21 protein-coding genes are annotated in these 26,945 nt (G+C 61.7%); 16 read left to right on the forward strand and 5 right to left on the reverse strand.

All coding sequences use genetic code 11. The features are described from left to right. Positions 1–40: 40 nt before the first annotated feature. The 3 genes from V6767_RS03400 to V6767_RS03410 form a co-directional block, all read right to left on the reverse strand. Complete coding sequence (locus V6767_RS03400; protein WP_448472144.1) at positions 41–1,357, reverse strand: ABC transporter substrate-binding protein; 1,317 nt, start codon at positions 1,355–1,357, stop codon at positions 41–43. A gap of 32 nt (positions 1,358–1,389) precedes the next feature. Then, positions 1,390–2,394, reverse strand: coding sequence for a LacI family DNA-binding transcriptional regulator (locus V6767_RS03405; RefSeq protein WP_448472145.1), 1,005 nt, complete (start codon positions 2,392–2,394; stop codon positions 1,390–1,392). Between the two features lie 707 nt (positions 2,395–3,101). After that, entirely contained in the window at positions 3,102–3,968 is an 867-nt protein-coding gene (locus V6767_RS03410) for an AraC family transcriptional regulator (protein WP_448472146.1), read from the reverse strand. Positions 3,969–4,109: 141 nt separating this feature from the next. Between V6767_RS03410 and V6767_RS03415 the strand changes: the two genes are divergently transcribed. From V6767_RS03415 to V6767_RS03470, 12 genes are all read left to right on the forward strand, one after another. Next, positions 4,110–5,402 (forward strand): ABC transporter substrate-binding protein, encoded by a 1,293-nt coding sequence (locus tag V6767_RS03415; RefSeq protein ID WP_448472147.1) that lies wholly within the window; start codon positions 4,110–4,112, stop codon positions 5,400–5,402. 118 nt (positions 5,403–5,520) lie between these two features. Continuing rightward, a complete protein-coding gene (locus V6767_RS03420) occupies positions 5,521–6,378 on the forward strand; it encodes a carbohydrate ABC transporter permease (RefSeq protein WP_448472148.1) in 858 nt (285 codons plus the stop codon). 1 nt (position 6,379) lies between these two features. After that, entirely contained in the window at positions 6,380–7,276 is an 897-nt protein-coding gene (locus tag V6767_RS03425; RefSeq protein ID WP_448472149.1) for a carbohydrate ABC transporter permease, read from the forward strand. Between the two features lie 4 nt (positions 7,277–7,280). Beyond that, positions 7,281–8,387: an ABC transporter ATP-binding protein gene (locus tag V6767_RS03430; RefSeq protein ID WP_448472150.1), complete on the forward strand. Its 1,107-nt coding sequence runs from the start codon at positions 7,281–7,283 to the stop codon at positions 8,385–8,387. 12 nt (positions 8,388–8,399) lie between these two features. After that, positions 8,400–9,416: a Gfo/Idh/MocA family protein gene (locus V6767_RS03435; RefSeq protein ID WP_448472151.1), complete on the forward strand. Its 1,017-nt coding sequence runs from the start codon at positions 8,400–8,402 to the stop codon at positions 9,414–9,416. Next, entirely contained in the window at positions 9,413–10,159 is a 747-nt protein-coding gene (locus V6767_RS03440; protein ID WP_448472152.1) for a ThuA domain-containing protein, read from the forward strand. The genes V6767_RS03435 and V6767_RS03440 overlap by 4 nt, the downstream gene beginning before the upstream one ends. A 4-nt stretch (positions 10,160–10,163) precedes the next feature. Further along, the gene (locus tag V6767_RS03445; RefSeq protein WP_448472153.1) at positions 10,164–11,561 is read left to right on the forward strand and encodes a sulfatase-like hydrolase/transferase; all 1,398 of its coding nucleotides are present in this window, start codon (positions 10,164–10,166) and stop codon (positions 11,559–11,561) included. Further along, on the forward strand, positions 11,561–13,099 hold the full coding sequence (locus V6767_RS03450) for a sulfatase family protein (RefSeq protein ID WP_448472154.1): 1,539 nt from the start codon (positions 11,561–11,563) through the stop codon (positions 13,097–13,099). Before V6767_RS03445 ends, V6767_RS03450 begins: the two co-directional genes overlap by 1 nt. After that, positions 13,096–14,538, forward strand: coding sequence for a sulfatase family protein (locus V6767_RS03455; RefSeq protein WP_448472155.1), 1,443 nt, complete (start codon positions 13,096–13,098; stop codon positions 14,536–14,538). The genes V6767_RS03450 and V6767_RS03455 overlap by 4 nt, the downstream gene beginning before the upstream one ends. A 348-nt stretch (positions 14,539–14,886) precedes the next feature. Continuing rightward, on the forward strand, positions 14,887–16,422 hold the full coding sequence (locus V6767_RS03460; RefSeq protein WP_448472156.1) for a winged helix-turn-helix domain-containing protein: 1,536 nt from the start codon (positions 14,887–14,889) through the stop codon (positions 16,420–16,422). Positions 16,423–16,664: 242 nt separating this feature from the next. Then, positions 16,665–20,177, forward strand: a complete 3,513-nt coding sequence (locus V6767_RS03465; RefSeq protein ID WP_448472157.1) for a S8 family serine peptidase — start codon at positions 16,665–16,667, stop codon at positions 20,175–20,177. A 38-nt stretch (positions 20,178–20,215) separates the two neighbouring features. Beyond that, positions 20,216–20,695 (forward strand): hypothetical protein, encoded by a 480-nt coding sequence (locus V6767_RS03470; RefSeq protein WP_448472158.1) that lies wholly within the window; start codon positions 20,216–20,218, stop codon positions 20,693–20,695. Between the two features lie 322 nt (positions 20,696–21,017). Here V6767_RS03470 and V6767_RS03475 read toward each other — a convergent pair whose 3' ends face one another. Beyond that, entirely contained in the window at positions 21,018–21,917 is a 900-nt protein-coding gene (locus V6767_RS03475) for a LysR substrate-binding domain-containing protein (protein ID WP_448472159.1), read from the reverse strand. A gap of 93 nt (positions 21,918–22,010) precedes the next feature. On the opposite strand from V6767_RS03475, the gene V6767_RS03480 reads away from it, so the two are divergent. Genes V6767_RS03480 through V6767_RS03495 form a run of 4 tightly spaced genes read left to right on the forward strand, consistent with a single transcriptional unit; the run spans position 22,011 to position 26,183 of the window. Further along, positions 22,011–23,198, forward strand: coding sequence for a PLP-dependent transferase (locus tag V6767_RS03480; RefSeq protein WP_448472160.1), 1,188 nt, complete (start codon positions 22,011–22,013; stop codon positions 23,196–23,198). A gap of 8 nt (positions 23,199–23,206) precedes the next feature. After that, entirely contained in the window at positions 23,207–24,355 is a 1,149-nt protein-coding gene (locus V6767_RS03485; RefSeq protein WP_448472161.1) for an amino acid ABC transporter permease, read from the forward strand. Next, positions 24,355–25,443, forward strand: a complete 1,089-nt coding sequence (locus tag V6767_RS03490) for an amino acid ABC transporter permease (protein WP_448472162.1) — start codon at positions 24,355–24,357, stop codon at positions 25,441–25,443. Before V6767_RS03485 ends, V6767_RS03490 begins: the two co-directional genes overlap by 1 nt. Beyond that, complete coding sequence (locus tag V6767_RS03495; RefSeq protein ID WP_448472163.1) at positions 25,440–26,183, forward strand: amino acid ABC transporter ATP-binding protein; 744 nt, start codon at positions 25,440–25,442, stop codon at positions 26,181–26,183. The genes V6767_RS03490 and V6767_RS03495 overlap by 4 nt, the downstream gene beginning before the upstream one ends. Positions 26,184–26,294: 111 nt before the next feature. Here the strand turns inward: V6767_RS03495 and V6767_RS03500 are convergent, their stop codons facing one another. Further along, positions 26,295–26,906 (reverse strand): ZinT family metal-binding protein, encoded by a 612-nt coding sequence (locus tag V6767_RS03500; protein ID WP_448472370.1) that lies wholly within the window; start codon positions 26,904–26,906, stop codon positions 26,295–26,297. Positions 26,907–26,945 lie beyond the last annotated feature (39 nt).

Raw genomic sequence — 26,945 nt, forward strand, 5'->3', positions numbered from 1 at the left:
CGCTGCCAAGGGTCACGCGCGCCTCATGTTGCTGGTCTGACTAGCGGGCCGGGACTGCGGGCACTTTGCCGGCCTTCAGTTCTTGCTGGAAACTCCTGTCGAGATTTTCCAGAAACGCTTCGGTCGTCAGCTTGTCCAACCAGACCTGCTCGATGCCATTGATCAGGTAGTTGTCCGTTGCCGGCGGCAGGAACGTCCATGTGGAATAGCCGTAGTCGCCGTCATTAACCGCTGTTGCTAGTGTGTTCATCGCTTCCGTAAAGATCGGCGTGACATTGTCGCCCATCGTTGCATCGGAAATATCCTTCAGCGGGATGTTCCATTCGCCCTGCCAGGCCGAGTTCATCGACCCGTAGACTTCAGGCGAGAAGATGAAATCGATCACTTCGGCCGCCCCGTCGGGATTTTTGGCTTTGGAGGCGATGGAGAAGGTCGAGCCCACACCAAGCGGATAGACCGGGTTGCCGCTGGCACTTGGGAAGCCTGCAAAGCCAGCTTCGGTGCCATTTTGCGCGCTATAGGTCGCGACGTTCTGGAATTGCCAGGTGCCGGTCGGCATCATGCCAGCCTGCCCGGAGGTCATCAGGCTTGCGGCCTGCTCGTCGCCGTTCAATGAGAAATAATTCTTGCCGAAATAGCCCTGCTGCCACCACGAATTCAGCCGATCGATGGCGTCAACAAACGGCTCTGCCGTCCATGGAATTTCGCCACGCAGAGCCTGGTTGATGGCTTCGGGTCCGGCAACGGCATTGAGCGCCAGCGTAACCTGCCATTCATTGGCGCCGCGCCAGCCCACATTGCCCGCAGCAAAGGGGATGATGTCCATTTCGAGCATTTTACCGGCAACCGTTTCCAGCTCGTCCAGCGTTTGCGGAACAGTCCAGCCATTCTCCTCGAAAAGCGACTTGTTGTAGAACAGGCCGAGCGTTTCGTAGGTCTTGGGCAGGGCATAAAGCTCGCCGTCATATTTGCCCATGTTCAGCAACACCGGCAGAATGCGGTCATCCCAGCCGTATTTCGTTGCGTAGTCGTCGAGCGCCATCAACTGACCGCTCTGGGCCATTTGGGCCACGTAGCTCGGGCCGGGCGTATAGACCACATCGGGGCCATTCCCAGAGAGCAGCGCAACGCGAAGCTGCTTGTCCAGCTCGTTGCCGCGATAATCGACCCGCAGCGCGTAGTCGGGATGCGCTGCGTCGAAAGGCACGATGATGTTTTCTTCGATCAGCTTCTGCTGATCGGGGGTCGCCTGTTCATACCACCAGGTTACGGTTTCGGCGGCATGAGCCTTTGTCAGGGGCAGTGCGGCGCCAGCCATAAGTACGGCGGTCGTCGCGAGAAAAACGCGTCTCTTCATTGTACTCTCCTCCACATTGATTTTTTGTCGCCTCAGACAGATTCCCTTTCAATCAGCTGAAAGGGCATTTCATGGGTGCTTCCGGCACCCTCCCGCTCGCCGTTCAGGCGTTCGAGAAGAATGGCCGCAGCCTTTTCACCGAGATCTTCCTGAAACTGGGTCACAGTCGACAGCGGCGGCGAGACAAGCCGCGCGGCCGGAATATCGTCGAAGCCGAAGACCGCAACGTCTTTGGGAATATCGAGGCCGCGCTCCCTTAGCGCCCGGATGACACCGATGGCCATCAGATCGTTGGCGGCGAAGATCGCGGTCGGCTCGAAACCGTCTTCGAGAATGCGTTCTCCGGCGCGCAGGCCGCCAACCTCGTTGAATGCCTCATCCACGATGACATGCGGTTCTGCGCCAAAGGCCGAAAGCTGCTCCCGGTATCCCTCGACGCGAACGCGTTCGGGGCCACCAGCGCCGGCAACCATTGCAATGCGGCGGTGGCCGGCCCGCCAGAGCCTTTCGGTGACGGCCATGCTGGCTGCCTTGCTGTCGATGAAAATGTCGTCGATCGGCTTCGCGCCGCCGATCTTGCGCGACGATTCGACACGGACGACCGCGATACCGGCATCGAGCAAGGGCGACAGGTCCGGGACCCGCAGATGGAAAAATACGCCGATCACGCCGTCAACCCGGCCCTGCATTGCCCATGAAAGGAAGTGTCGTTCACGGGAAGGACTGCTGTCCGTGTCGACCGTCATGACATCGTAATTATGAGCGCGCGCGACATTCTGAACGCCGCGAATGAGGCGGGGATAGAACGGGTTGGTGATATCGGGAACGATACAGGCAACCGTCATCGTCTTGCGGGTCTTCAACGCCTGGGCAAAACGGTTCGGCGTATAGCCGATCGCCTTGGCAACCGCCTTGATACGCTCGACCGTTTCCGCCGAAACCGTACGCGCGCCGGCATTGTTCAGCACCATAGATACGGTGGCCTGGGAAACGCCTGCCTTTTCGGCAACATCTTTCTGGGTCGGTCGACTATGCATTCTCGGCGTCCAGTTATACGAATAAATAATACGTATAACTGAAATCAGAACGTGTCAATCGTCTCGTCGGTTCAGGAGAGCAACGGCCGCTCTTCTGCCTTAAAAGCAGGGGCGATTAGGTCCAGCGAGGGCAAGGGAGAGGTGCTTGTATGGAAACATCATTGCGAAGCCGATCAGCGGCCGAACTGCCGCAAAGACAGAACTCAACGGGCAACCCGAAGACATTCTCGCCAGATCTTGTTCATGAGCTCTGAGCTTGAAGAGCAGTACTGGTTTTCCTGAGCCGGGTCGTTCGATCTTGCGCCCATTCAGGTCATCGATTTCTCACACCCGTTGGCCGACATCGACCATAGCTGGATTCATGCAGCCATCGGCAAACCCGGCGCGGTTCAATCTCACTTCCCGTCGATCCGAGAGCAAAGCCTGAATTCTTCTCAGATCCGTGCTTATGCTAGGTCATCACATTGGCGAAGCTTCCTGAGGACGAACTGCTATTTCTAACTGTCTGAGGAACATCGGAAATCGGCCTGCCATAATGCTTCAATACACCCGGTCGTCGGTTCAAATCCCATCAAAACCTGATGCTGGAAAAGTGTAAGGACCCGGGAGACATCCTTCTAATTTACTTTCTCAGCAAGGATGAAGAGATTTCCAAACGCTGGCCTATACCTCACTTATCCGCTGTTCGTCGGCTTTCCCAACTCACGCTAGGGGTCGACGAGATCGACCTGTTGCCTGCGTCGGTAGCGTCGGGGACTTACGCCGTGGGTCTGGCGGAAAAGCCTGTAGAAGTGGCTGAGGTCCTCAATGCCGCAGGCAAGCGCGATGTCGAGGATCGGCTGATCGTCGCTCAGGAGCAGCCGGGCGGCCAGCGACATGCGCATGCCGTTCACCCAGGAGGAGGGCGTCTGGCCGAAATGGCGGCGGAAGCTGCGCGCCACATGTTCATGGCTGCGGCCCGAGTTGCGGACGAGGAACTGCACCCCTTCGCGCAGCGACGCGGGGTCATGCATTGCCTCACAGGCATTCAGCAACCATGTGGGCGCGGTTCCCGGCACCTCGGTTTCATTCGACAGCAGCGTCGTCATCACATGGAGCAGGAAGGCCTCGATCCGCGCGGGCGTACGGGCGCCGCGATCGAGCGCCTTTTCCAGATAATCCAGTTCATCGAGGCTTTTCTGGTCGAGCAGGTAGGATGAGGGGTTTTCGCTTTCGGACCAGAAGAACCGGCTTCCAAGCTCATCGCCATAGCGATCCTGCAGAAAGCCGGCTGTTGCCTGCGAAAAGGCCACATTGATCATCCGGCATGGGGCGGTACTGAAATTCTGAAAGGCGTGCGTGTCGTCCGGTCGGATGAACGCCAGCATGCCCGGCGTGATCTGCTCCTCCCGCGCGTTGATGAAATGCGTGCAATAGCCGGTCGTGATCCAGAACACCTCGAAAAACTCGTGTCGGTGGCGCATCACCGGCGGCGTGCGGCGCACGAGACTGCGGCTTATATGGAAGGCATCGGTGGAGCCGAGTTCCGCCGCGAGGCTGACGACGCGAACACCGGCTTGATCAATATTGTCCACTTTTTTGTCAATCTCCCCCAAGAAATCCCTGAAAATATGGTCTTTAATTCCTCGCAGCATGTCAAGACAGGTCAGTGTAGCCTAAAACGGGCTCACATGAGGAAGGCCTTCGAAGTCTGACATCACCATGGGAGGAAATCTATGAAGCTGAAACTTATCGTCAGTGGTCTCGCGCTCGCCGCCGCTATGGGACAGGCCGCCATGGCCGAAACGGTTCGCATCGCCGAGCATCGTCAGGCACGCATCGATGCGATGAACGCGGTCGTTCCGGCGCTCGAAGAAGCGACCGGAGTCGATATTGAAGTCGTGGAATATCCCGGTCCGGATCGCGAATACATCACCAAGCTGCTGACCGAGCTCAGCGCTGGCACCGGCCCCGATATCTTTTCGCTGCCGTCTTCGGGCGAAATCGTGGATTTCGCATCGGCCGGCTATCTGACCGACGTCACCGATATGGTGAAGGGGTCGGAAGCATGGTCCCAGATGTACGACATCGCCAAGGATCTGAGCGTCAATCCCGACGGCAATATCTACATCATGCCCGTCACGCTGGCGATGCAGCAGTTCTACTATCGCAAGGACCTCTTGGAAGAGGCCGGCGTTTCGACCGAACAGCCCGAAAGCTGGCAGGACCTGCTTGATCGCGCGATCGAGGCCAAGGAAAAGACGGGCAAGTATTCGCTGCTGATGCCGATGGGCGTCACCTGGGGCGGCGGCTCCTATATCGAGAGCTTCCGTCTGCTGATCGCCCAGTCGTCGACGCCTGAGCTCGTCAACGAGGACGGCACCTTCAACCTGACGTCGGACGGCGTTCGCGAGGTCTTCGAATTCTACCAGAGCATGGTTGACAACGAGCTTCTGCCGGTCGATCCGCTGCTCGGTCCCGATCCGTGGGTCATTCCGAAATACGAGATGTTCCCTGATGGCGAGCTGCTGATCACCACCTGCGGCTCCTGGTGCTACATCTTCGACTGGGGTTCTCAGTCCAAGACGCCGATCCCCGATGTCGAGAATGTCGTCGGAACCTGGCAGGTGCCGCACGTCAATGGCGGCGACACCCATGTGCTCGTCGGCGTCAACCATCCGTGGATGGTCTCAAGCGCGGCCGTAGACCGGGATGCCGCAGTCAAGGTGCTGGAAGCCATGGGCGGTATTGCGACCGAAGTCAGCTACGCGCAGAAGTCCGGCAATCTGCCGGCCCGCAAGGACGCGATCGACTCTCCGGAGTTTCAGGAGCTCACTCCGCTCGTCGGCCTTCTGGACCAGCTTGAAGACGGCGTCTCTGTCGAGACCGCTCCGGGCTTCTCCACCGTCATGGAAGGCATTGGCCGCGGGACCGAGGCACTGCTGCTCGGCAATGCGGACGCTGCCGGCGCGCAGCAGATTCTGATCGACTACGTCAAGAACACGCTTGGCGATGACATGGTAAAATAGGTTCGGGTGCGCATCGGCTACGGGCGCAAGGCCGCCCGTGGCCACCCCGATGGCATTTTGCCGTCCTTCTCCTGATTTGGAAGTCTCGACAATGTCCGCTAGCTATCAACGCAGAGAGATGGCCCGAAACCGGTACCTGGTTTTGCCCTCGGTCATACTCCTGACGGCCTTCGTGCTGTATCCTTCGGGCGTGGCGATCTATACCAGCCTGACCAACCTGTCGCTGACCGGTCCGGCCGCGCTGAACCCTCGTTTTATCGGCCTTGGAAACTACGCCCGGCTGATGCATGACGGGTCGTTCTGGCACTCGCTGGTCGTCACATTCTGGTTCGTGCTGTTCTCCGCGATCATCGGCCAGCTTGCCCTGGGGCTTGCCTCGGCAGTGCTGATGCGGCGCAGGTTTGCGTTGCGGCCGTTTTTCAACGCCATCATCCTGATGCCGAATGCCGTTCCCGGCGTGGTGGCCGCGCTGATGTGGTCTTCGATGCTGGCTTCCGGCGATTACGGCACGCTCAACAAGATCGTCGCCTGGTTCGGCGTCGATCCGCAGCGCTGGCTGGTCACGTTTCCGCTGTCGATGATCATCATCATCAATATCTGGCGCGGCATCGGCTTCGCCATGATCCTGATGACCTCGGGGCTTTCGGCAATCTCGGACGAGCTTTACGAGGCCGCCCGCATGGATGGCGCCACGCCGTGGCAGAGCTTCCGGCGGATCACGCTGCCGCTCCTGGTACCGACGATCTTCCTCTATCTCCTGGTCTCGACGGTGACGACGATCGCGATCTTCTCGCTGATCTATGCGCTGACGCGCGGCGGGCCGGCGGGCGCTACCGAAATCATCGGCATCTACGTCTACAACCAGAGTTTCGACGCCTATCGGCTTGGCTACGGATCGGCGATCGCGGTCGTGCTTCTGATCATCTCGCTGAGCATCGGCATGTTCTATGTCCGCGCGTTGAAGGTGGAGGTCTGAGATGGCGCTCGCTGTTTCCCGCAAGGCCGAGGCCGGCCGTTTCGGCATGCTTTTCGTCATCGGCATCTACTGCCTGATGCCCTTCGTCTGGCTGCTGCTCGCGGCCTTCGATCCCGATGCCGGACTGTTCATCAAGATGCCGGCCGAGATCGACCTCAGCAATTTCTACCGCGTCTTTGCCCAGGAAGACGGCTTTCTCTGGCTGTTCAACTCGCTTGTCGTGTGCGGCGGAGCGACGTTGCTGGTGCTCGTGCTCTCGGGCTTCGGCGGCTACGCTCTGTCGCGAACGCGGGCATGGTGGAAATTGCCCTTCCTCTATTCGATCATCCTGATCCGGGTGATCCCGCCGCCGGCGCTGATCGTGCCGCTCTATCAGGTGATGCTTGCCGCCAACAAGGGCATGCAGACGATCGTGCGGGCCACGGTGCCCTCGGATCATTATCGCGAGACCATGCGGATCGTCGGCTTCATCGACGGCTATCTCGGGCTCATCCTGCTCATGGCTGCGCTGCATCTACCGCTGGCGCTGTGGATCATGAAGACCTTCTTCGACACGGTGAGCCGCGAATATGAGGAAGCGGCCGTCATGGACGGCGCCACATTCGGCCAGCGCCTGCGCCGTGTGTTGATCCCGCTGGCAATGCCGGGTCTGGCGGCGTCGGGCCTGTTCGCCTTCATCGCTTGCTGGGACGATTTCCTCGTCCCGCTCACCTTCATCTCGTCGCCGGAACTGCGCATGCTGCCGCTTGGCATCTACAGCGCCTTCCTGCGCGACAACCAGATCGACTACGGCCTGTTGGCCGCAATCGCCGTCATCTACACCATCCCCGCCGTGGCCGCCTTCGTGCTCGCCCGCCGGTTCCTGGTGCAGACCTTCGGCGGTGGACTGAAAGGCTGAACCCATGGCTAGCATCAAACTTACAGGCGTTCGCAAGAACTTCGGCGCGGTCGAAGTCATCAAGGGCGTCGACATCCGCATCGAAGACGGCGAGTTCGCAGTCTTCGTCGGTCCCTCGGGGTGCGGAAAATCCACGCTGCTCAGGATGATCGCCGGGCTGGAGGATATCTCCGGCGGCACGTTCGAGCTCGACGGGCAGGTGATGAACGACATCTCGCCGGAAAAGCGCGGCATCGCGATGGTGTTCCAGTCCTACGCGCTTTATCCGCACATGACGGTGGCCGAGAACATCGGCTTCTCGCTCGATCTCAAGGGCACGCCCAAGGAGGAGATCAAGCGCCGGGTAGGCGAGGTGGCCGAACGGCTGCAATTGTCGCCCTATCTCGACCGCAAGCCGCAGGCGCTCTCCGGTGGCCAGCGGCAGCGCGTCGCGATCGGCCGCGCGATCATCAAGGAACCCTCGGTCATCCTGTTCGACGAGCCGTTGTCGAACCTCGATGCCGCGCTGCGCGTCCAGATGCGCGCCGAGCTGCAGGAACTGCACCGCTCGACCAAGGCAACGATCGTCTACGTCACCCATGACCAGGTCGAGGCGATGACGCTCGCCGACCGGATCGTGGTGCTGAAGGATGGCGAGGTGATGCAGGCCGATCACCCGATCACGCTCTACAAGCAGCCGGCAAATGCCTTTGTCGGTCAGTTTATCGGCTCGCCCCGCATGAACCTGTTTCCGGGCAAGCTCGAAAGCGTCTCCGGGGGCACCGCGCGGGTTGCCACGACGTCCGGCTGGACATTCGATGTACCGGCTCCGGCGGGCCTTGCCGCGGGACAAACGGTCAATCTCGGTATTCGTCCGGAGGATCTGGTTCCGGCCGAGCCGGGCGCTGACGCGCAGATCGAAAGCCGCGCGATCCTTGCCGAGCGTCTCGGCATGGAAACCTATCTCTCGTTCGATACCGGCGGCGAACCGGCGATTGCCCGTATCCAGGGCGATCACCGCATCGCCTCCGGCACACTCGTTCGCCTCGCCGTCGATCCGGCGTGCTGCCATCTCTTCGAGCCGGAGGGACGGGCGCTGACCTCCCCGGACGCAACAGCCAGCATCGCATAAGGAATACCGAACTTGTCACTTAGACTTGGAATTATCGGCTGCGGCCTCAAGGCCGCAAGCTATGCACGAAGCTGGACGGCCGGCCCCGTGCCGCCGGAAATCGTCGCCATCACGGACACCAGCGCTGCCTCGGTAAAGCGCTATGCGGCGATCGTGACGCAGGCGGGCGGCGCCGCGCCGAAGGTCTATCCCGATGCCGATGCGCTGCTTGCGGCCGAAGCGGGAAATCTGGATGCGGTCTATGTCTCGACGCCTCATGCCTTTCACCAGCTCTATGCCAAGGCATCCCTGAAGGCGGGGCTTCATGTGCTGCTCGAAAAACCGATGGCGCTCAACGCGGAGGAAGCCCGCGAGATCCTGGCGGCCCGCGATGCCGCCGGCAAGCAGATCGTCATTGCCTATCAGTCCTCGCTCTCACCGCTGATCGCCGGCTATCGCAAGCGGTTCCAGGCCGGTGAATTCGGCGTTCTGCTTTCGGTCACCGGCGAGGTCTGGGAGCATTGGGAAAGCCGCTATGCCGGCAACTGGAAGCAGGTGCCGGAGCTTTCGGGCGGCGGGTTCATCTGCGATACCGGATCGCATCTCTTCAACGCGGTGATGCAGGTGACCGGGCGCGGCTACAGTCACGTCGCCGGCCGTCTCAACTCGCTCGGACGCCCGTATGAACTCGTGGGCGGCATCCTGGCCGAGATCGATGGCGCGGTTCCTGTGACGCTTACCTTCTGCGGCAACACCACGCCGGGCTGCGAGAGCACGCTTTCGCTGTTCTTCGAAAAGGCGATCCTGCGCCTCGATATCTGGGGCAAGTGGGCCGAACTGCGCCAGGGAACCACGATCACCCGCGAGATCGGCGGCGAGCCGAACGACGCCGTGCTGGACGTTTTCACAGCCGTGGCGCGCGGCGGCGTCAACCCCGCGACCGCCGAACAGAGCCTGCACCTTGCCGAGCTCTGGGACCTTATCAAGCAATCCAGCGCCGAGGGCAGCGTTCCGCTGGCGCTCACGACACGACCGGAGATAGAACAATGACGAAAATCCGCATCACCATCTGGAACGAAGGCCACCACGAGCGCGAGCATCCGCATATCCGCGAGGTCTATCCGACCGGCATCGGCAATGTGATTGCCGACGGCATTGCCAGCGACGATTTTGAGATCAGGTCGGTCACCTTCTACGATGACGAGCACCACGGCCTCGGCGGCGATATCCTCGACAATACCGATGTGCTGTTCTGGTGGGGCCACTGCATCCACAAGCTGGTTCCCGACGAGCTGGTGGATCGCATCCAGCAGCGGGTGTTGGACGGCATGGGCCTGGTGGTGCTGCACTCCGGCCATCATTCGAAGATCTTCAAGCGGCTGATGGGCACCAATGCCAACCTTTCCTGGCGCGAGCACGAGGGCGGTGAGCGCGAGCGCATCTGGGTCATCGACCCGGCCCACCCGATCGCCAAGGGCGTACCGTCCTCGATCCTCGTTCCGCAGTCGGAAATGTACGGCGAGCCCTTCGATATCCCGCAACCCGACCATCTGGTGTTCGTATCGTGGTTCGAGGGCGGGGAAGTGTTCCGCTCGGGCTGCTGCTACCATCGCGGCCGCGGTCGGATCTTCTATTTCGGCTCGGGCCACGAGGCGTTCCCGATCTATTACATGCCCGATATCCACACCGTGCTGAAGAACGCGGCGCGCTGGGCGGCGACCCCGCACGAGGATGGCGTGAGAATGGTCAATCGGCATATCATCGAGCCGCTCGAAGTCATCGGGCGCGCATAGGGCGATGACCAGGCAGCCGAACATCGTCCTGATCGTCGCTGACGATTTGCGCTGGGAAAGTCTCGGCGCAACCGGCTGCAGCGCGGTTGCGACGCCGAACATCGACAGGCTGGCGGCGCGCGGCATCTCGTTCGACGGCGCGCATTGCCAGGGCGGCATGCACCCGGCGGTCTGCGCGCCGAGCCGGGCCAGCCTGATGACGAGGCGAAACATCTTCGCCTCGTCCAAGGACCCGGCGGGGCGGGATTTCGGCGGTCGCGCCTTCGCCATTCCGGCGGGCATGGAAACCGTGCCCGAGCGCCTGCGGCATGCCGGCTATCTGACGCATCACATCGGCAAATGGCATAATGACCGGGAGAGCTTCGCCAGGTCCTTTGCCGGCGCGTCGCGGATCATGTTTGGCGGCATGAGCGATCACGACCATGTGCCGCTGCATGCCTTCGATCTGGAAGGCCGCTATCCGCCGGAGGCCGCGCGCACCGAGGACGGTCTTTCCACCGACCTCTTCGCCGACGCGGCGCTGGACTTCCTCGACGACAGGCCCGATGATCAGCCCTTCTTCCTGCATGTGGCCTTCACCGCGCCGCACGACCCGCGCACGCCGCCGCCGCGCCATTGGGTCGATCCCGCCACCGTTGCGCTGCCGGCGAACTATATGCCGACGCACCCTTTCGATAATGGCGAAATGCTGGTGCGCGACGAGCTTCTCGAGGCCACGCCGCGCACGCCAGACGCGGTTCGCCGCCATGTCGCGGATTATCTCGGCATGGTGCAGCATCTCGACGAGGCGGTCGGCAGGATCTGCGACCGTCTCGATGCTCTCGGCCTGACGGATGATACGCTGGTGATCTTCACCGCCGATCACGGCATCGCGCTCGGTCAGCATGGGCTGATGGGCAAGCAGAACCTCTACGAGCACTCGACCCGCATCCCGCTGATCGTCGCCGGCCCCGGCATCGACCCGGCGGGGCGCAGCGATGCGCTGGTCTGGCATGCCGACACCGCCGTCACGGTCCTTGCTGAGGCCGGCCTTGAGGCTGCCGGCGCAACGGAGGGCGCAAGCCTGTTGCCGCTTGGCGGCGGGCCTTCACGCGAAACTTTCGTCTCCGTTCATTGCGAAAGCCAGCGCGCCGTCCGCGACCGCCGCTGGAAGCTGATCCGCTATCTCCCCAATGCCGCGCCCAAACTGGCATCCGCACCGGAGGGCCGCACCAGCCGGGGGAGCGCGGTCGAGCAGCTTTTCGACCTCGAAACAGATCCCGGCGAAACCGTGAACCGCGCCTCGGATCCCGCGCTCGGCGACATTCGCGCCGGCCTCATCGACGCGTTGCTGGCCTGGCAGGAGCGGGTTGAAGACCCCATGAGACATGCCTTCCGGGCTTCATTCGGGAGAAAAGACTGATGAAGCGGCCCAATATCCTGTTCATCATGTCGGATGACCACGCCGCGCACGCAATCTCGGCCTACGGGTCGCGGGTGGCGCATACGCCGAACATCGACAGGATCGCCGAGGGCGGCATGCGGCTTGACCGCTGCTATGTCACCAATTCGATCTGCACGCCGAGCCGCGCCACGATCCTGACCGGCACCTATAACCACGTCAATTGCGTGACCACGCTCGACACCCACATCGACAACCGCCTGCCGAATGTCGCCCGCACCCTTGGCGGCGGCGGGTATCAGACCGCCATTTTCGGCAAATGGCATCTGGGAGAGGGGCCGGCGCACCAGCCCTCAGGCTTCGATGAATGGGCGGTGGTGCCGGGGCAGGGCGATTATTTCGACCCCAGGATCATTGACCGCGACGGACAGCGGATCGAGAAAGGCTATGTCTCAGACATCATTACCGATCTCTGCCTGGACTTCCTCGACCGGCGCGATCACGACCGGCCGTTCTTCCTGATGTGTCACCACAAGGCGCCGCACCGCCCCTTCGGCCCCCATCCGCGCTATGATCGTCTCTATGCAGGCGATCTGCCGGTGCCCGAGACCTATGATGACGATTATGCGGAACGCGCCGCAGCGGCTTCGGCGGCTAAGATGCGGGTGCGGGCGGATTTCTTCTATGAAGACCTCGGCCTGGTTCAGCCGGAAGGCGGCGAAGCGATCGGCGACCGCGTATGGCCGGATCAGGATATCCGCAAGGTGCCGGAAGGCTTCGAGGGGCTGACATTGATCGACCGCGCCACAGGCGAGCGGTTTACCTTTGCCGACCAGCGCGAACTCGACCTGTTCAAGTACCAGCGCTACATGCAGCGCTATTTGCGTTCGGTTGCAGGCATCGACGACAATGTCGGGCGACTGCTCGACCGGCTCGATGTCGAGGGGCTCGCCGCCGACACGATCGTTATCTACACCTCGGACCAGGGCTTCTTTCTCGGCGACCACGGCTGGTTCGACAAGCGGTTCATGTATGAGGAATCGCTGCAGATGCCGTTTCTGGTGCGTTACCCGCGCGCCGTCGCCGCGGGGACGGCTACGGACGGCATCGCCATGAATGTCGACTTCGCTCCGACCTTTCTCGATTATGCCGGGATTACCGTCCCGAGCTACATGCAGGGCACGAGCCTTCGGCCGCTTCTGGAAGGGCGGGTGCCGGAAAACTGGCAGAATATCGCCTATCATCGCTACTGGATGCATCGCGATGAGGTGCACGACGCCTACGCCCATTACGGCATTCGTGACCAGCGCTTCAAGCTGATCTACTGGTACAATGATCCTCTGGGACAGCCCGGCGCGCATGCGGGCGGGGCCGCACCGGAATGGGAGCTGTTCGACTGCGAGGCGGACCCTCATGAACTGCACAATCTTGCCGCCGACCCGGCCCATGCCGACAATTTCCGGCGGATGCTTGGCAAGCTCGACGCCAAGATGGCCGAGATCGGCGATCTGCCCGAGCACGACAGCGACAAGGTGCTTGCCAGCCTCGGTGCGTCATGACCCGGCCAAACATACTCTTCGTCTTTCCCGACCAGTGGCGGGGCGACTGGCTCGGGGCGCTCTCGCCCGAACTGCCGCTGCGCACCCCGACGATCGACCGGCTGATCGCGGGCGGCACGGCATTTCGCCGGGCCTGGACGCCAAGCCCGCTCTGTGTTCCCGCGCGCTCCTGCCTTGCCACCGCAAGGTCCTACGGGCGAGCGCCGGCCCCCGACAATACCTGCACCAACCCGGTCGACGCCGATACATTCTACCAAAGGCTCTCCGAGGCCGGCTATGAGGTCGCAAGCTTTGGAAAGACCGATCTCTTCAAGCCCGACAGGAGCTGGGGCAAGGACGGCCGCCACCGGGTAAACGGCGTGGACAAGCTTGCAGCAATCGGCATTCCGGCGGGCAAGGATATCGCCGGCAAGCACGATTCCGCCGAGGCGGCGGAAGCGGGTTGCTCCGACCCCTACACCGACCTGTTGGCGCGCGCCGGCGTGATCGACAGCTATGTGAAGGACCTCGCAGAACGCTCCGAAGATTCGCCGCTCCCGGTCTCCGACTGGGAAGCCGGCGTCATTACCGAGCCGGAAACCTGCTACGCCAATACAGCACCATCGCCGCTGCCGCCCGAACTCTACGCGGATAATGTCGTCGGCCAGGATGCGCTCGATTATCTCGGCGCGGTGAACGCGGACGCGCCATGGTTTTTGATGGTCAACTTCCCCGGCCCGCACGAGCCGATGGATGTGACCGGGGACATGATCGAAAACTGGCGGGATGTGACCTTTCCGCAGCCCTACGGCCGGCGCGCCGAAGATCGCGAACTCCAAAACGAGATCCGCCGCCGCTATGCCGCCATGCTGGAAAACATCGATGTCTGGTTCGGCCGGATGATCGCCGAATTGTCGCGTCGCGACATGCTGGAGAACACCGTGATCGTGTTCGCGTCGGATCACGGCGAGATGCTGGGCGACCGCAATCTATGGAAGAAGCAGGTCCCCTTTGAACCCTCCCTCAATGTGCCGCTGGTCTGGAACGGCCCCGACATTGCCGCGCGCGGGATAGAGGATGCGCCCGCATCGCTGATCGATATTCCAGTGACCCTGCTGTCGCTCGCCGGGGCAGCGCCGCTTACGGACGCCGATGGCATGGACCTGTCCGGCTATCTCCAAGGGCGCGAAGCCTATCCCCGCCTGTTTACACATGCCGGCCTGGGCGCTTGGCGCGCGGTAACCGATGGGCGCTGGAAGCTGGTGCTCGGCTACCGCAACGACCAGCCTTTATCAAAGATGCAGTTCGGCTCATTCCAGGCCGATATCACAGCGGCGGCGCGGCTATATGATCTGAATGCGGATTTGCTCGAAACAACCAATCTGTGGGACATATGCTGCGAGGAAAGAAACAGGCTCATGGGCGAACTTCGCAATTCTGAAGGAGAACCCGTCCGATAATATCCTGCACGCAGCTTCTTCTACCCTTGATCAATCCGGGCGGAAAGATGGTCAGCACGGCGGACACGGCTCCGCTTTCCGCAGTCCAATTCGCGCAAGCCGACTGAAAATACCGAATATACTTCTGTTCGGTCCTGAAACGCTCGAGACGTTCACCGTTTCAGCCACCATTTTCAGGGCCGGAACAAGAGCAGTTCATAATCCTGCGCCAGGCTCAATAAGTCCTGAACCTAGACGTGGCGCGCCTGCAATCGAAAACGAGAAATGAAACACGGTTTGCGATCAGAGGTTTCGCGGCTCGCGCAAGGCGTGCTTTACCATGGGCCGACCAGACCATAGGGTCGGTGCATGCGGTATCTTGATATTGAATTTTCAGAGGATTTTCTGACGGCTGTCCGCGACGGGGATGGTGCGCGACTAACATTCACGCGGCAGGAAAGAATTCTGCTGCAACATTTTACGGCCAATGCCGAGCGGCTGCTCAGCCGCGATGACCTGCTCTCTGTTCTCGGCGGGCAAAGCGAGACCATCAGCGACCGTCATGTCGATTTCCTGATCAACCAGCTCCGGCGGAAGCTTCAGGACGTGCCGCGCACGCCCCGCTTCATCCGAACGCAGTATGGCGAGGGTTATGTCTGGATTGCGCCGCACGCGTCGGTGACTGCCGAAAACCCGGATGCGTTTCTGGTCATCGGACCCGTCCGCGGCCTGAAGCGCGGCGGCGCGGAGGCGGGGCGCTATCTCGCCGAGCTCCATCAGGCGTTTCAGTCGGCCCTCGGTTCCGAGAGGACGGTGATTGTCGCGGAGTCCGACAGGGTCGCAACACGGCATTTCAGTATTGAGGTGGTTTTTCATCGTCATGACGAGGTTCTTCACGCCGCGCTGCTTCTAAGGCATGCCGACCAGTTTATCGGCATGAAACGGGTCGATCATCGCGCAGGCAGCAATGCGGTCGGGATAGAGGACATCATGCAGGCCATCTGGTCGCATCTCGCCCTGCCGCCGCAAAGCGGCGGGCTGCCCGATGACCTGCCGCCATGGATCCGCCAGCACGACGCGGCGCTGACGCTCAGCGGCAATCCCGACAAGGTGAGCTGGCGGGATAATGCGCGCATGCTTGAGCGCGCCATGGCGGAAAGCCCGCATGATCAACGGCTGAACGTGATGTGGGCGCTCAATCTCTATGCCCGGCTGCTGCAGAGCATGAGTGAACCGGATCAATGGTTGTCCCAGCAGGAGTGGCAGGCGATCGAGCAGGAGATCGAAGAGACAAGCCTGTCCGTTCTGGGTGAGCTGCCTGGCATGCCCGAAATGGGGCTGGCCGTCGCCAAGCTGCTTCTGTTCGTCAACAACGAACATACAGCGCTCGCCGAAAGTCTGGTGGATCAGGCGCTCCGACATGGTTCTGCCTTTGCCACCGCGGCGGCCCTGCGCGGAGAAATCGCGGCGATCGAGGGAGATATCGACGCCGCGTGCCAGCTCTACGACGAGGCGCTGGAACTCGCCGAGCCGGGCACGGAGTTTTTCATCTATTTGATGCTGCTGAAGGCCGGTGCGCTGCGCGCCGGACACAGGCTGGATGCGTTGCAGGCGCTTGCCGAGCGTCTGCGCATGACAGCGCCGCTGGCGCATGCCCGTCTGGGTCTGTTGCTCGCGCCCGAACTGAACGAAGGTCATATGAGCCGGACGGTCGCGGGGGCCGAACTGACATTTGCAGTCGCGGCGCACATGCTTCAGCTGCTCTATAATGTCTTCGGCCGCCGCTTCAAGAAACGCGAGCATCGCCGAAACATCATGAACACGCCGATAGCGGCGTTTTCGGCCGCCTTTGGCGAAGATGTCGTCAGCGAGAGCATCAGATCCGGCGTATCCGATCCGGCCTAAGCCGGCGTGGTGGCGATAAACTGCAGCGCTTGTGCGGGGCAGGGGCGTCCATCACGCAGACGGTGGAAACTTGCGAAAAGTCAAGAAAATCGCCGTTTCAAATACTGAGCAAACATTGTTGTGACATGACCGGACCGTTCTGTTTCGCGCAGGCGGACGGGGCGGGCGGGTTCTTCCACCCGTTCGGCGCCGTCTGCGGCTGCCGAAACGCGTTTTGTGACCGGTCATGATTGGACGTGCATATGCCCATACCCCCTGCCTTTCCTCGCCCCCGTCTCTCCGGCCGGTTCGGAACGATCGCCGTCTCGGCGATGCTGGCCTCGACCCTGCTGGCGACCGGCACATTTGCGAACGATCGTCCGACGCGACCAGTCGAAGAGAGCGAGGCCATTGCTGATCGATCGTCGGCAGCGGTAAGGGCGGCGCTGCAGGAGGCAACCGCCTTTGGTCGCAAATCGTTTCTTGCCAGTATCGTCGAAAATGCCCGGCTGACTCCAGAACGCGCAGATCTGATCGAGACGGAGGCGCGGAGGCTTCGGCCCGATCTTGCCGCATCGATCGCCAGGGCAGCCGCATCCGGTCGTCACCTCGCAGGCCTGTTTCCCGAGGCTTCGGTGTCCCGATCCGCCCGAACGCAACTTTTGGCATCCGCCCCGGCTGCGCGCGACACGCCGTATCCCGGGGGCAATCCCAGCATTCCGAAAGAGGCGCTCAGTGAATATCAGCGCAACTATTCGCTCGATGCCATGCATGCCGATGCAGCGCTTGAAAAAGGTTTGACCGGCAAGGGCGTTGTCGTCGGCGTGATTGACACAGGAATCGCCATCAGCCCCAACGGGACTGTTCACCCTGAATTCGAAGGGCGCGTCGATCCTCGCTCAAAGAGCTACCTCTACTGGTTTGACACCAGTGTCGAGGGCGAGCACCTGACCCAGGAACAGTTTGAGGCCGCTTTCGAACAGGGGCCGGACGACCCCTATGATATCGATGGCCACGGAACCCATGTCTCCGGGATCATTGGCGCAGGTCGCAACGGTTTCGGCATGGAGGGTGTTGCCTCGCAGGCAACCATTCTTTCCGTTGGAGCGATACCGGGAGGCGATGGCGAAGTCTTCGTCGACGGCGAGGATTTCGATATCGATGATTTGCAGTATTGCGGGCCATCCCTGTTGAATGGAACCTGCGAGCCCATCACCGGTTCACGCGTTCCCGATACTGTAGGGTTTGAATATCTGTCGCAGTTTTCGGATGTGAAGGTGATCAATGGCAGCTTCGGCTCCAATGCCGAACCGGATCAGAAAACCTGGGATATACCTGTCGAGGAGCAAGCTCAGTTCATGGCTGACGCCGAAGCCATGAGGCAAAGCCTTGATGCCGGTCAGGTGATCGTCATGTCTGCGGGCAATGAATTCCTTGAGGCTCCAGTTCTTGCGGAAAATCCTTTCAGCAGTGGCCTTTTCCCCTTCATTCAGCCTAAAAATGAAGCGGCTACGAACTCCTCGGGCAGTCTGGTCTATGATGATCATGGCACCGGGCTTGACCTCAGCTTCACGTCCGCCGAAGCACTGGCGGCTGCGGAAAAACAGGATGGCATTGCCCGGGGTCGAATCGTCGTCGTCGTCGCGCTCGATGCTTATAATCGGATCTCCAGCTATTCCAACAGATGCGGCGTCGCAAAAGAGTGGTGCATTGCCGCGCCGGGCGGTGATCAGCCATCGGGAGCGGATAGCGGTATTTATTCGACCGTCCCTGAAAATCTGGTTCCCAGCGGCTATGAATCCTACTCAGGCACCTCGATGGCAGCGCCGAATGTGTCCGGCGCGGTCGCCGTCCTGACCGAGGCCTATCCGAGCTTCACCCCGGCGGAAATCGTCGAAATCCTGTTCATGACCGCCGAGGATCTCGGCGCTGCGGGGATTGACGCGGTCTATGGTTGGGGGCTGGTGCGGCTTGACCGCGCGCTTTCGGTCGGACCGGTCGGCATGACCGGCGAAGGCGTTTACACGGTCGGCGCGGACGGTTCCGACACGACCTGGATCGTCTCGTTTACGAGCGACGGAAGCCTTGAGAAGCAGGGCGGCGGCACGCTTTCCATCCTCAACGCCGCAACCTTCAGACAGGGCGCGGGCGTCGAAGGCGGATTGCTGGCGGTTGATGGCTCGCTGACGACGCCGGAACTGCATGTCGGCAGAAACGGCACGCTTGGCGGTACCGGGCGCGTTGTAGCCGATGTGGATGTCGCGGGCACGCTTGCGCCCGGCCAGTCGCCCGGCACGATGACAATTGCCGGCAATCTGCGCCTTCAGCCGACGGCAACCATGGAAATCGATGTCGATGGCACGGGGACAGAGAACGGGGCCGGCAATTACGACCGTCTTCTCGTGACCGGCGCGGGCAATGACTTTGCCGCCAACGGCACCCTTCAACCGCGGTTGCGCGGCATTTCCGGCGCCGCCACCAATGCCTTCACGCCAATGCCCGGCGAACTTTTCACCTTTGTTCAGGTTGCAGACGGCAGCGTCACGGGCGGTTTCGCTGGCCTGGACCAGCCGGATGCGGGTCTTGCGCCGGGTACGCGCTTCGATGTGCTCTACGCGGCGGATGCGCTTTCGCTGGCCGCCACGCCGGAGCGCTATGCCGATCTTTCCGTCTTCGGCATCTCCGCCACGCAAAACGAAAGGGCTTTGGGCACCGCGATCGACAAAAGCCGGCCTGCGGCGGGCCTGCGCCCCGATCCCGCCTATAATGACAGTTTCAACACGCTTTATGCCGCCGACATCGACGCGCTTGCCGGTGGGCTCCCGTCGCTGACGGGCCAGATCCATGCCGAGATGGGCACCAGCGCCGTGCGCGCCATCGGCCGCTTCGCCGACCGGATCGGCGAGCGCCAGATGGGCCTTGCTTCCGGTTGGCTCTCCGAGACGGGGACGCCCTATGGCGCCGGCGAGGTCTGGGTCAGCGGCAATCACGCTCACACCGATGTAGGGTCCGCTGGCGCGATCTCCGGCTATGACGTCAACGCCAATAATGGCGCGTTCGGCATCGACTGGCATTTCGGGCAGACCATTGCCGGCGTCGCGGGCTCCTATGAATATGCCGACGTCTCGGCGAATGCGAACGGCGACGGCAATATCGGCACCTACCAGGCCGCAGCCTATGCCACGTTTGAAACCGGTGGCCCGACCGTCGCCGTGCGCGGCGGGCTTTCCTATGGCGACCTTTCAACGAGCCGTCTGACCACGCTCGGCGATTATGCCGCTATGGCCAACGCCTCGGGCCACGGCATGGGCGGCTTTGCCGAAGTCAGTGCCTTTCAGGATTTCGAAATGGCGGCGCTGACCCTGACGCCATCCGCCACGCTCGGCTATCGCGGCTTCCACCGCGACGCAATGACCGAGACGGGCAGTCTTTTCGCGCTGTCATTGCCGGATGAAACCTTCTCCGAAACGCAGACCACCTTGGCCCTGTCCGCCTCGCATCGCTTTGCGTTCGACAGCGGGCTGAAGCTGGAGCCGGTGTTGAGCGCGGGCTGGCGCCATGACTTCGGCGATCTGAACCGCTCCTCGAACCTCGCCATCTTCGGCAGCGGCTTTGATGCATCCGGCGCGGATATCGGGCGCAACGCCTTTATCGGCCGCGTTTCCGTCAATGCCATCGCGTCGGACCGTTTCACCTTCGGCGCAAGCTACGAGGCGGAGCTCCGGGACAATCTCACCAGCCAGACCTTTTCCGCCAATGCCAGCCTCAAATTCTAGAGAACCATGTTCAAGCTCAAAACAGGGGATATAGTTTCATGAAACGCGCTCATTCTCACGTCACGTCGTCATTGCTGGTCGGGGCAGGTCTTCTGGTCGTCGCCGGTCTGGCTGGCTGCGAGGTATCGGACGGCTCCATGCCATCGGTCTCGACTTCGCCCAGCTACCAGACGACCGCGGCCGCGCAAAAGGAGATGAAGGATTCGGTTGTGGGGAAATGGAAAATGTACCCGGCCATCGGCCCGACCAAACGCAGCTGCTCGATCGAATTCAAGGCGAGCGCCTTCAACGCGCATAAGGGCCGCGTCAGCACGTTTGCCTGCAACCAGGTCGAGGGCCTCGGCAGCATCAACGGCGTCAGCCGCATCAATGGCTGGGAACGCAAGGGCCGCACGATCATCCTGTCCGCCATCGCGACGCCCAATATCGGCTCGTTCGACCTGCCGATCGATTCCTACCGCGACCGCGTCTACGGCAGCACCAAGGACGACATCCGCTTTGTGATGGTTCGAGATTGAATTTGATTGCCACGTGGGCCCCGCTGCCGAAGCTGGTCAGCTTCGGCGGGCGAGCGCTAGAAAAATGGGGGCCGATGCAGGTCTGCTTTTTCTTGTCTGGTCCTCGGGATAATGGACCAGGGAGGGCATTATGAATGTTGGCTGTATTGTCAGTATGAATCAACAACCCGATGATAGCCGTTTGTGCCCAACAAGTTAGCCAAGCAAAGCGCTTCGCGGCGGAATCCGCGGATCGAATATGTTCAAGACCTTGAAGCAGCCCGTCAGAATGGGCCATGTAGCTGGAGCACAGCGGCCGCCCAGCAGTCTGCTTTCCGCTTTCCTATACCGTTGGTATCTCGAACCTGTTCCTCAGTCGGAAAAGTTCGGCCGTGAAACTGCGGACGAGGGTGGATTTCTGGATGTCGGCGGGAAAGAGGAGGTAGACGCGGAACATCACGTCGGGCGTGAAGGGGCGCAGAGCGACGGTTCTGCTTTCTGCTTCGCCGATGACCAGCGGGTTCACCAGACCCACGGCGTCGCCCTCCTGCGCCAGTGCGCAGATCGTGGCGGCGTTCGGGGTCTCGATCACATATTTTGGCTCGTGCCCGGCTTTCCTCATCGTCTCGTCGAAACGCTGCCGCGCCCGGTCCTCGGGGCTGAGGCCGATCAGCGGCCATTCCGCGATCAGATCGGGGGTGATCGACTTGTGAAGGGTCAGCGGATGGGATTTCGGCATGGCGACGAGGCCCTGGAAGCTGCCGAATAACTGGCTGTCGATGCCCGAGCGGTCGATTTCGTCAGCTGCGAGCCCCAGATCATACTGCCCATCTGTGATGCCGTTGCGGATCGCCGACGACCAGGTGATGTGGAAGGTGATCCTGACGCCCGGATTCTGTTTCCGGAAGGTGCGGATGGCGGCGGGCGCCAGAATGGCCCCGGCTGCCGCCAGCGAGGCGATCTTCAGCGTGCCTGCGCCATAATCCCGGATGCTGGCCGCCGTTGCCTGCAGCCGGTCCAGCCCCTTGAAGCTGACCTCGACCTCCCGGAAGAACAAGGTTCCCTCGGGCGTCGCGATCAGCCGACCGCGCACCCGATCGAACAGCGAAAACCGGACCGCCGCTTCCAGTTCGGCGATCAGACGCGACACGGCCGGCTGGGTGACGCCCATCAGCTCGGCGGCCCGTACGGTCGAACCCGAGATCATGACGGCGTTGAAGGCTTCGAGCTGGCGAAAATTCATGTCTATAAGCTTTCCGCATAGAACTATGTGTTTTGATCAGTATTCCTGCTTCACTGAAAAGGCAATGATGGCTCCGACATTTCAGGAGTTCACATGCGCGACGCAACAAGAAGCGTTCATCACCCGAATATCAGCGAAGAGGGCTATGCCGCTCTCGGCGTTCCGACCCACCGGGCATCCACCATCGTCTTTCCGGATGCGGAAGCCTATGCGACGCGCTCGCAGCGGGACCTCGACGGCTATTCCTACGGCCTGCACGGCACGCCGACCCAGCGCGTGCTGGAGGCGCAGTTATCGGCGCTGGAAAACGGGTTGAAGACGGTCATTCTGCCCTCGGGGCAGGCTGCGATTGCCGTTTTGCTGCTCTCGTGCCTGAAGCCCGGCGACCATGTTCTGGTGGCCGACAACGCCTATCCGCCCGTTATCGGCCTTTGCCGTAATTTCCTGGAGCCGCGCGGTATCGAATGGTCCGTGTTCGAGCCGGGTATTGGCGCCGGTGTCGAAGGCGATGTGCGGGACAACACAAGGCTGATCTGGATGGAATCGCCGGGTTCCACGACCATGGAAATCGAGGACGTGCCGGTCATCACCGCGATCGCGAAACGGCGCGGCATCCTGACCGGCATCGACAATACCTGGGCAACGCCGCTGCTGTTCAAGCCGCTCGACCATGGCGTCGACTTCTCGATGCAGGCGCTGACCAAATATCCGGGCGGTCACTCCGACCTGCTGATGGGCTCGGTCAGCGTCAACGATCTGGATCTGCGCAAGGCCTTGCGCGACACCATGCGCATGCTGGGCTTCGGCGTTTCGCCGGATGCTGTGCAACTGGTGCTGCGCGGGTTGGATGCCGGGGCGCTCGCCTCCGTCCGCGCGACGATGGCGGACAATCCGGACGACTACGTCATCTTCCCGGCAACGCCCTACATGGACGCGCTGACGCCCGCCGTCCGCCATGGCGATGATCAGTGGCTCGATATCGTGACATGGTCGATCCAGGCGATGATCGCAGCCGAGGCATTCGGGCTTTCCAGCGAGAATATCGACGACTATCTCGACAGTGACGATCCGCGCATCCGCCGCTTTCTGGGCACGGATCCGGGCAATGGCGCGGCCCTCGGCCTCAGCGACGATTTCGCCTATCGGATCGTGAAATCCGTCGGGAATTACGCCGAGGTCTATGATCGCAATGTCGGCATGGACAGCCCGCTGAAGCTGGAGCGTGGCCACAATGCACTGTTCAACGACGGCGGGCTGATGTTCCCGCTGGCTTTTCAGTAAAGCCGGTCATGCTGTCGCTCTGGTACTCCCAACGGGCCCGTTCGTGGGCCATGCAGATCGCCCTTCTGGGCGGTCTGGTCCTGTTCGTCTGGTGGCTTGCGGGCAATACGCATGAAAACCTGACGGAACGCGGCATCCGCACCGGGTTCGACTATCTCTGGCGGCCGGCGCGCTTTCCGATCTCCGAAAGCATCGTCCGCTATGATGCATCGGACAGCTTCCTCTGGGCCTATGTCGTCGGCCTCGCCAATACGCTGTGGCTGTCGTTCCTGTCGATCCTGTTTGCAACCGTGCTCGGTCTGGCGGTCGGGCTGTCGCGCCGCTCGGCCCACCCGCTGCTGTCGCGTTTTGCAGGCGTTTATGTCACGGTGCTGCGCAACGTTCCGCTGATCGTCCAGCTTCTCTTCTGGTATGCGATCGCCACGTCACTCTTTCCGGTTCCGCGCGAAGCGCTCAATCCGCTGCCCGGCGTGTTTCTCTCCATTCGCGGCGTCTATGCTCCGGCCCTGACGCTCGGACCGGGCGCCAGCATGCTGCTGATCGTTGCGGCAATCCTGATGGTCATTGCAATCGCCGCCGGCTTCAAGCTTTCCGCCGGAAAGCGTCTGCCGGCAAAAGCCGCGAGCGTCGGCCTTTCTGTCTGCATCTGGGCGGCAGCCGTAATCTGGCTTTCGGGACGGTTCGGCCATCCGATCGGCCTTGAGGCGCCGGCCCTGAAAGGGCTCAATTTCCGGGGCGGCATGGTGCTCTCGCCCGAATTCGCCGCGATCATCACTGGCCTGACGATCTATACCTCCGCCTTCATCGGCGAGATCATCCGCGGCGGCATCGACGCCGTGGAAAAGGGCCAGTGGGAAGGCGCGCGCGCCCTGGGGCTCGGCGAACGTCACATCATGTTCCGCATCATCTTGCCACAGGCGCTCAGGATCATCGTGCCGCCCATGACCTCGCAATATCTCTCAACCGTCAAGAACACGACGCTTGCCGTGGCGGTTGGCTATCCCGAACTCGGCCTCGTGGTCAACACGGTGATCAACCAGACCGGCCAGGCGATCGAAAGCATCCTGATCATGCTGGCGGTCTTCCTCAGTATTTCGCTCTCCGTTTCCGCTTTCATGAACTGGTACAATGCGCGCGTTGCGCTGGTGGTGCGCTGATGACAGATATTACCTTTAGCACCGCTGCCGATGCGCCGCAGAAACCGCCGAAGGCCAACCGCAAGCCGCTGCTGAAGCTGTTGTTCGGTGATCTGCTGTCGGCATTCCTCACGGTTCTGGCCGTCCTGATCATCCTCGGCCTCGTCCCGGCCTTCAACTGGGCCGTACTGGACGCGCACTGGGTGGGCGGCCCGGCCGCCTGCCAGGGGGGCGGGGCGTGCTGGACCTTTATCGGCGCCAAGGCGCGGCTGATCCTGTTCGGCCTCTATCCGCCGCAGGCGCAATGGCGGGCCACCATCGTGATCGTGATGATCCTCGCCATGGTGCTCGTTTCGCTGTCGCCGAAATTATGGAATGCGCGGCTATTGCTGGTCTGGGCTCTCGCCATTGCCGCCATGCTGGTGCTGATGGGCGGCGGCGTGCTGGGGCTCGACTACGTGCCGACGTCGAAATGGGGCGGCCTGCCGGTGACGCTGCTTCTGGCGGTTCTTTCGCTCGGGCTTGCCTTTCCGCTGGCCGTGCTGCTTGCGCTGGGGCGGCGGGGAAAACTGCCCGTGGCGCGCGCGATCAGCATTTTCGTGATCGAGCTTGTGCGCGGTCTTCCGCTGGTCGGCCTGTTGTTCGTGGCGGCCATCCTGCTACCGCTGCTCCTGCCGCCGGAATGGACGGTCGACAAGCTCGGCCGCACGCTCGCGGCGTTGACGATCTTCGCCGCCGCCTATCTGGCGGAAGTCATTCGCGGCGGCCTGCAGGGGCTTGACGACGGGCAGATCGAGGCCGCCGAAGCGCTCGGCATTCCCTACTGGAAGATGATCTGGCACATCGTGTTGCCGCAGGCGATCCAGAACGTGATCCCGCCGCTCACCAACACCGCCATCGTGATGATCAAGAACACCTCGCTGGTGCTGATCGTCGGCGTGTTCGACATGCTGAGCGCGGCGCGCAGCGCCAGCACCGACCCGGCATGGCCTGCGCCTTCCACCGAGGCCTATCTGTTCGTCGCGGCGATCTACTTCATCATCTGCTTTTCCATCTCAATCTATTCGCGCCATCTCGAACGGGGCGTAGCCGCAAGGACACACGGATGAAACCTGCGATCGAAATCGATAACATCGACAAATTCTATGGCGATTTTCATGTGCTCAAGGGCGTTTCGCTGACGGTTGCGGCCGGTGAGAAGGTGGTGGTGTGCGGGCCGTCGGGCTCTGGCAAGTCGACGCTGATCCGCTGCATCAACCGCCTCGAGGAGCACCAGGCGGGCCGGATCGTCGTCAACGGCGTCGAGCTTGGCGACGATCTGCGCAATCTCGATGCGGTCCGCCGCGATGCCGGCATGGTGTTCCAGCACTTCAACCTGTTTCCGCATCTGACAGTGCTCGAAAACTGCGTTCTGCCGCAGATTCTCTCGCGGCGCACGCCGCGCGCGGAAGCGGAGGCGGCGGCGAAAACCTTCCTGAAGCGCGTGCGGATTCTCGATCAGGCGCCCAAATTTCCCGGCCAGCTTTCCGGCGGGCAAAAGCAACGCGTTGCGATCGCGCGGGCGCTCTGCATGCGGCCGCGGATCATGCTCTTTGACGAACCGACCTCGGCGCTCGATCCGGAAATGATCAGGGAAGTCCTCGACGTGATGGTGGAACTCGCCGTTGACGGCATGACCATGGTGGTCGTCACCCACGAAATGGGCTTCGCCCGCCAGGTCGCTGACCGCGTCGTCTATATGGAAGCCGGCGAAATTGTCGAAACCGCCGCTCCGGATCAGTTTTTCGATGCGCCGGAGGACGAGAGAACCCGACGTTTCCTCTCCAGTATCCGGACGATGATCCACTGACGGTTCGGACCCATTAGCCCGTAGGCAGGAACATCAGCGCCCAACGCGTCGGCAAACCGGTGCGTCCGGCCCTGGAAGGCCGGACGTCTGTATCCACCTTTCGTGCAAGGCTCAGTGCGCAAGCATTTCGTCAACGATCTGGTCGCTGTCGAGCGATGAGGGGTAGTAGGTCGGCCAGTTGGTCAGTTCTTCCAAGAGGGCCGCACGGTCGTCGCCCCAGTAGAGGTGATAGTGATCGGCGTCCGCCGGTGCGATCCGGTGGTCGGAGAACTGGATGAACTGCGGCGCGGCTTCGTCGCCGCCGGCCTTTTCGAAGATGAAGCGAACGCCGCGGTTGCCCTTGGCATAGGTCAGGATTTCGTAGCCGTCGCTTTCGTAGTGGCCTTCAACGGCCTTGCCATCCCGATAGAAGGTGACCACGTCGCCTTCGATGGTGATGCGCTCGACATCGGTCTTGTAGCCGGTGTCGTAATAGGCCTTGTATTCTTCGGCGGTCATGCTGCCGGTCTCGGCCTTGTGCGCCATTACCGGATCGAGCGTTCCGTCCTGAAGATAGGGATAGACCGACTGCCAGTCGCCTTCCCAGTCGGAAAGCGGACGATCGGCGATCTGGCTGTCCTCGAAATAGCCCTTGTAGATCTGCGGGTCGCCATGATCGTGAGCGTCGTGCTCGCCTTCATGCACCATTCCGCTGCCGCCGGCAACGGCGATATTGTAGGGCATGCCGCCAACGTCGATGGTGCCGACTTCCGTCAGGTCCTC

The organism is Martelella sp. FLE1502 (genome assembly GCF_053484255.1).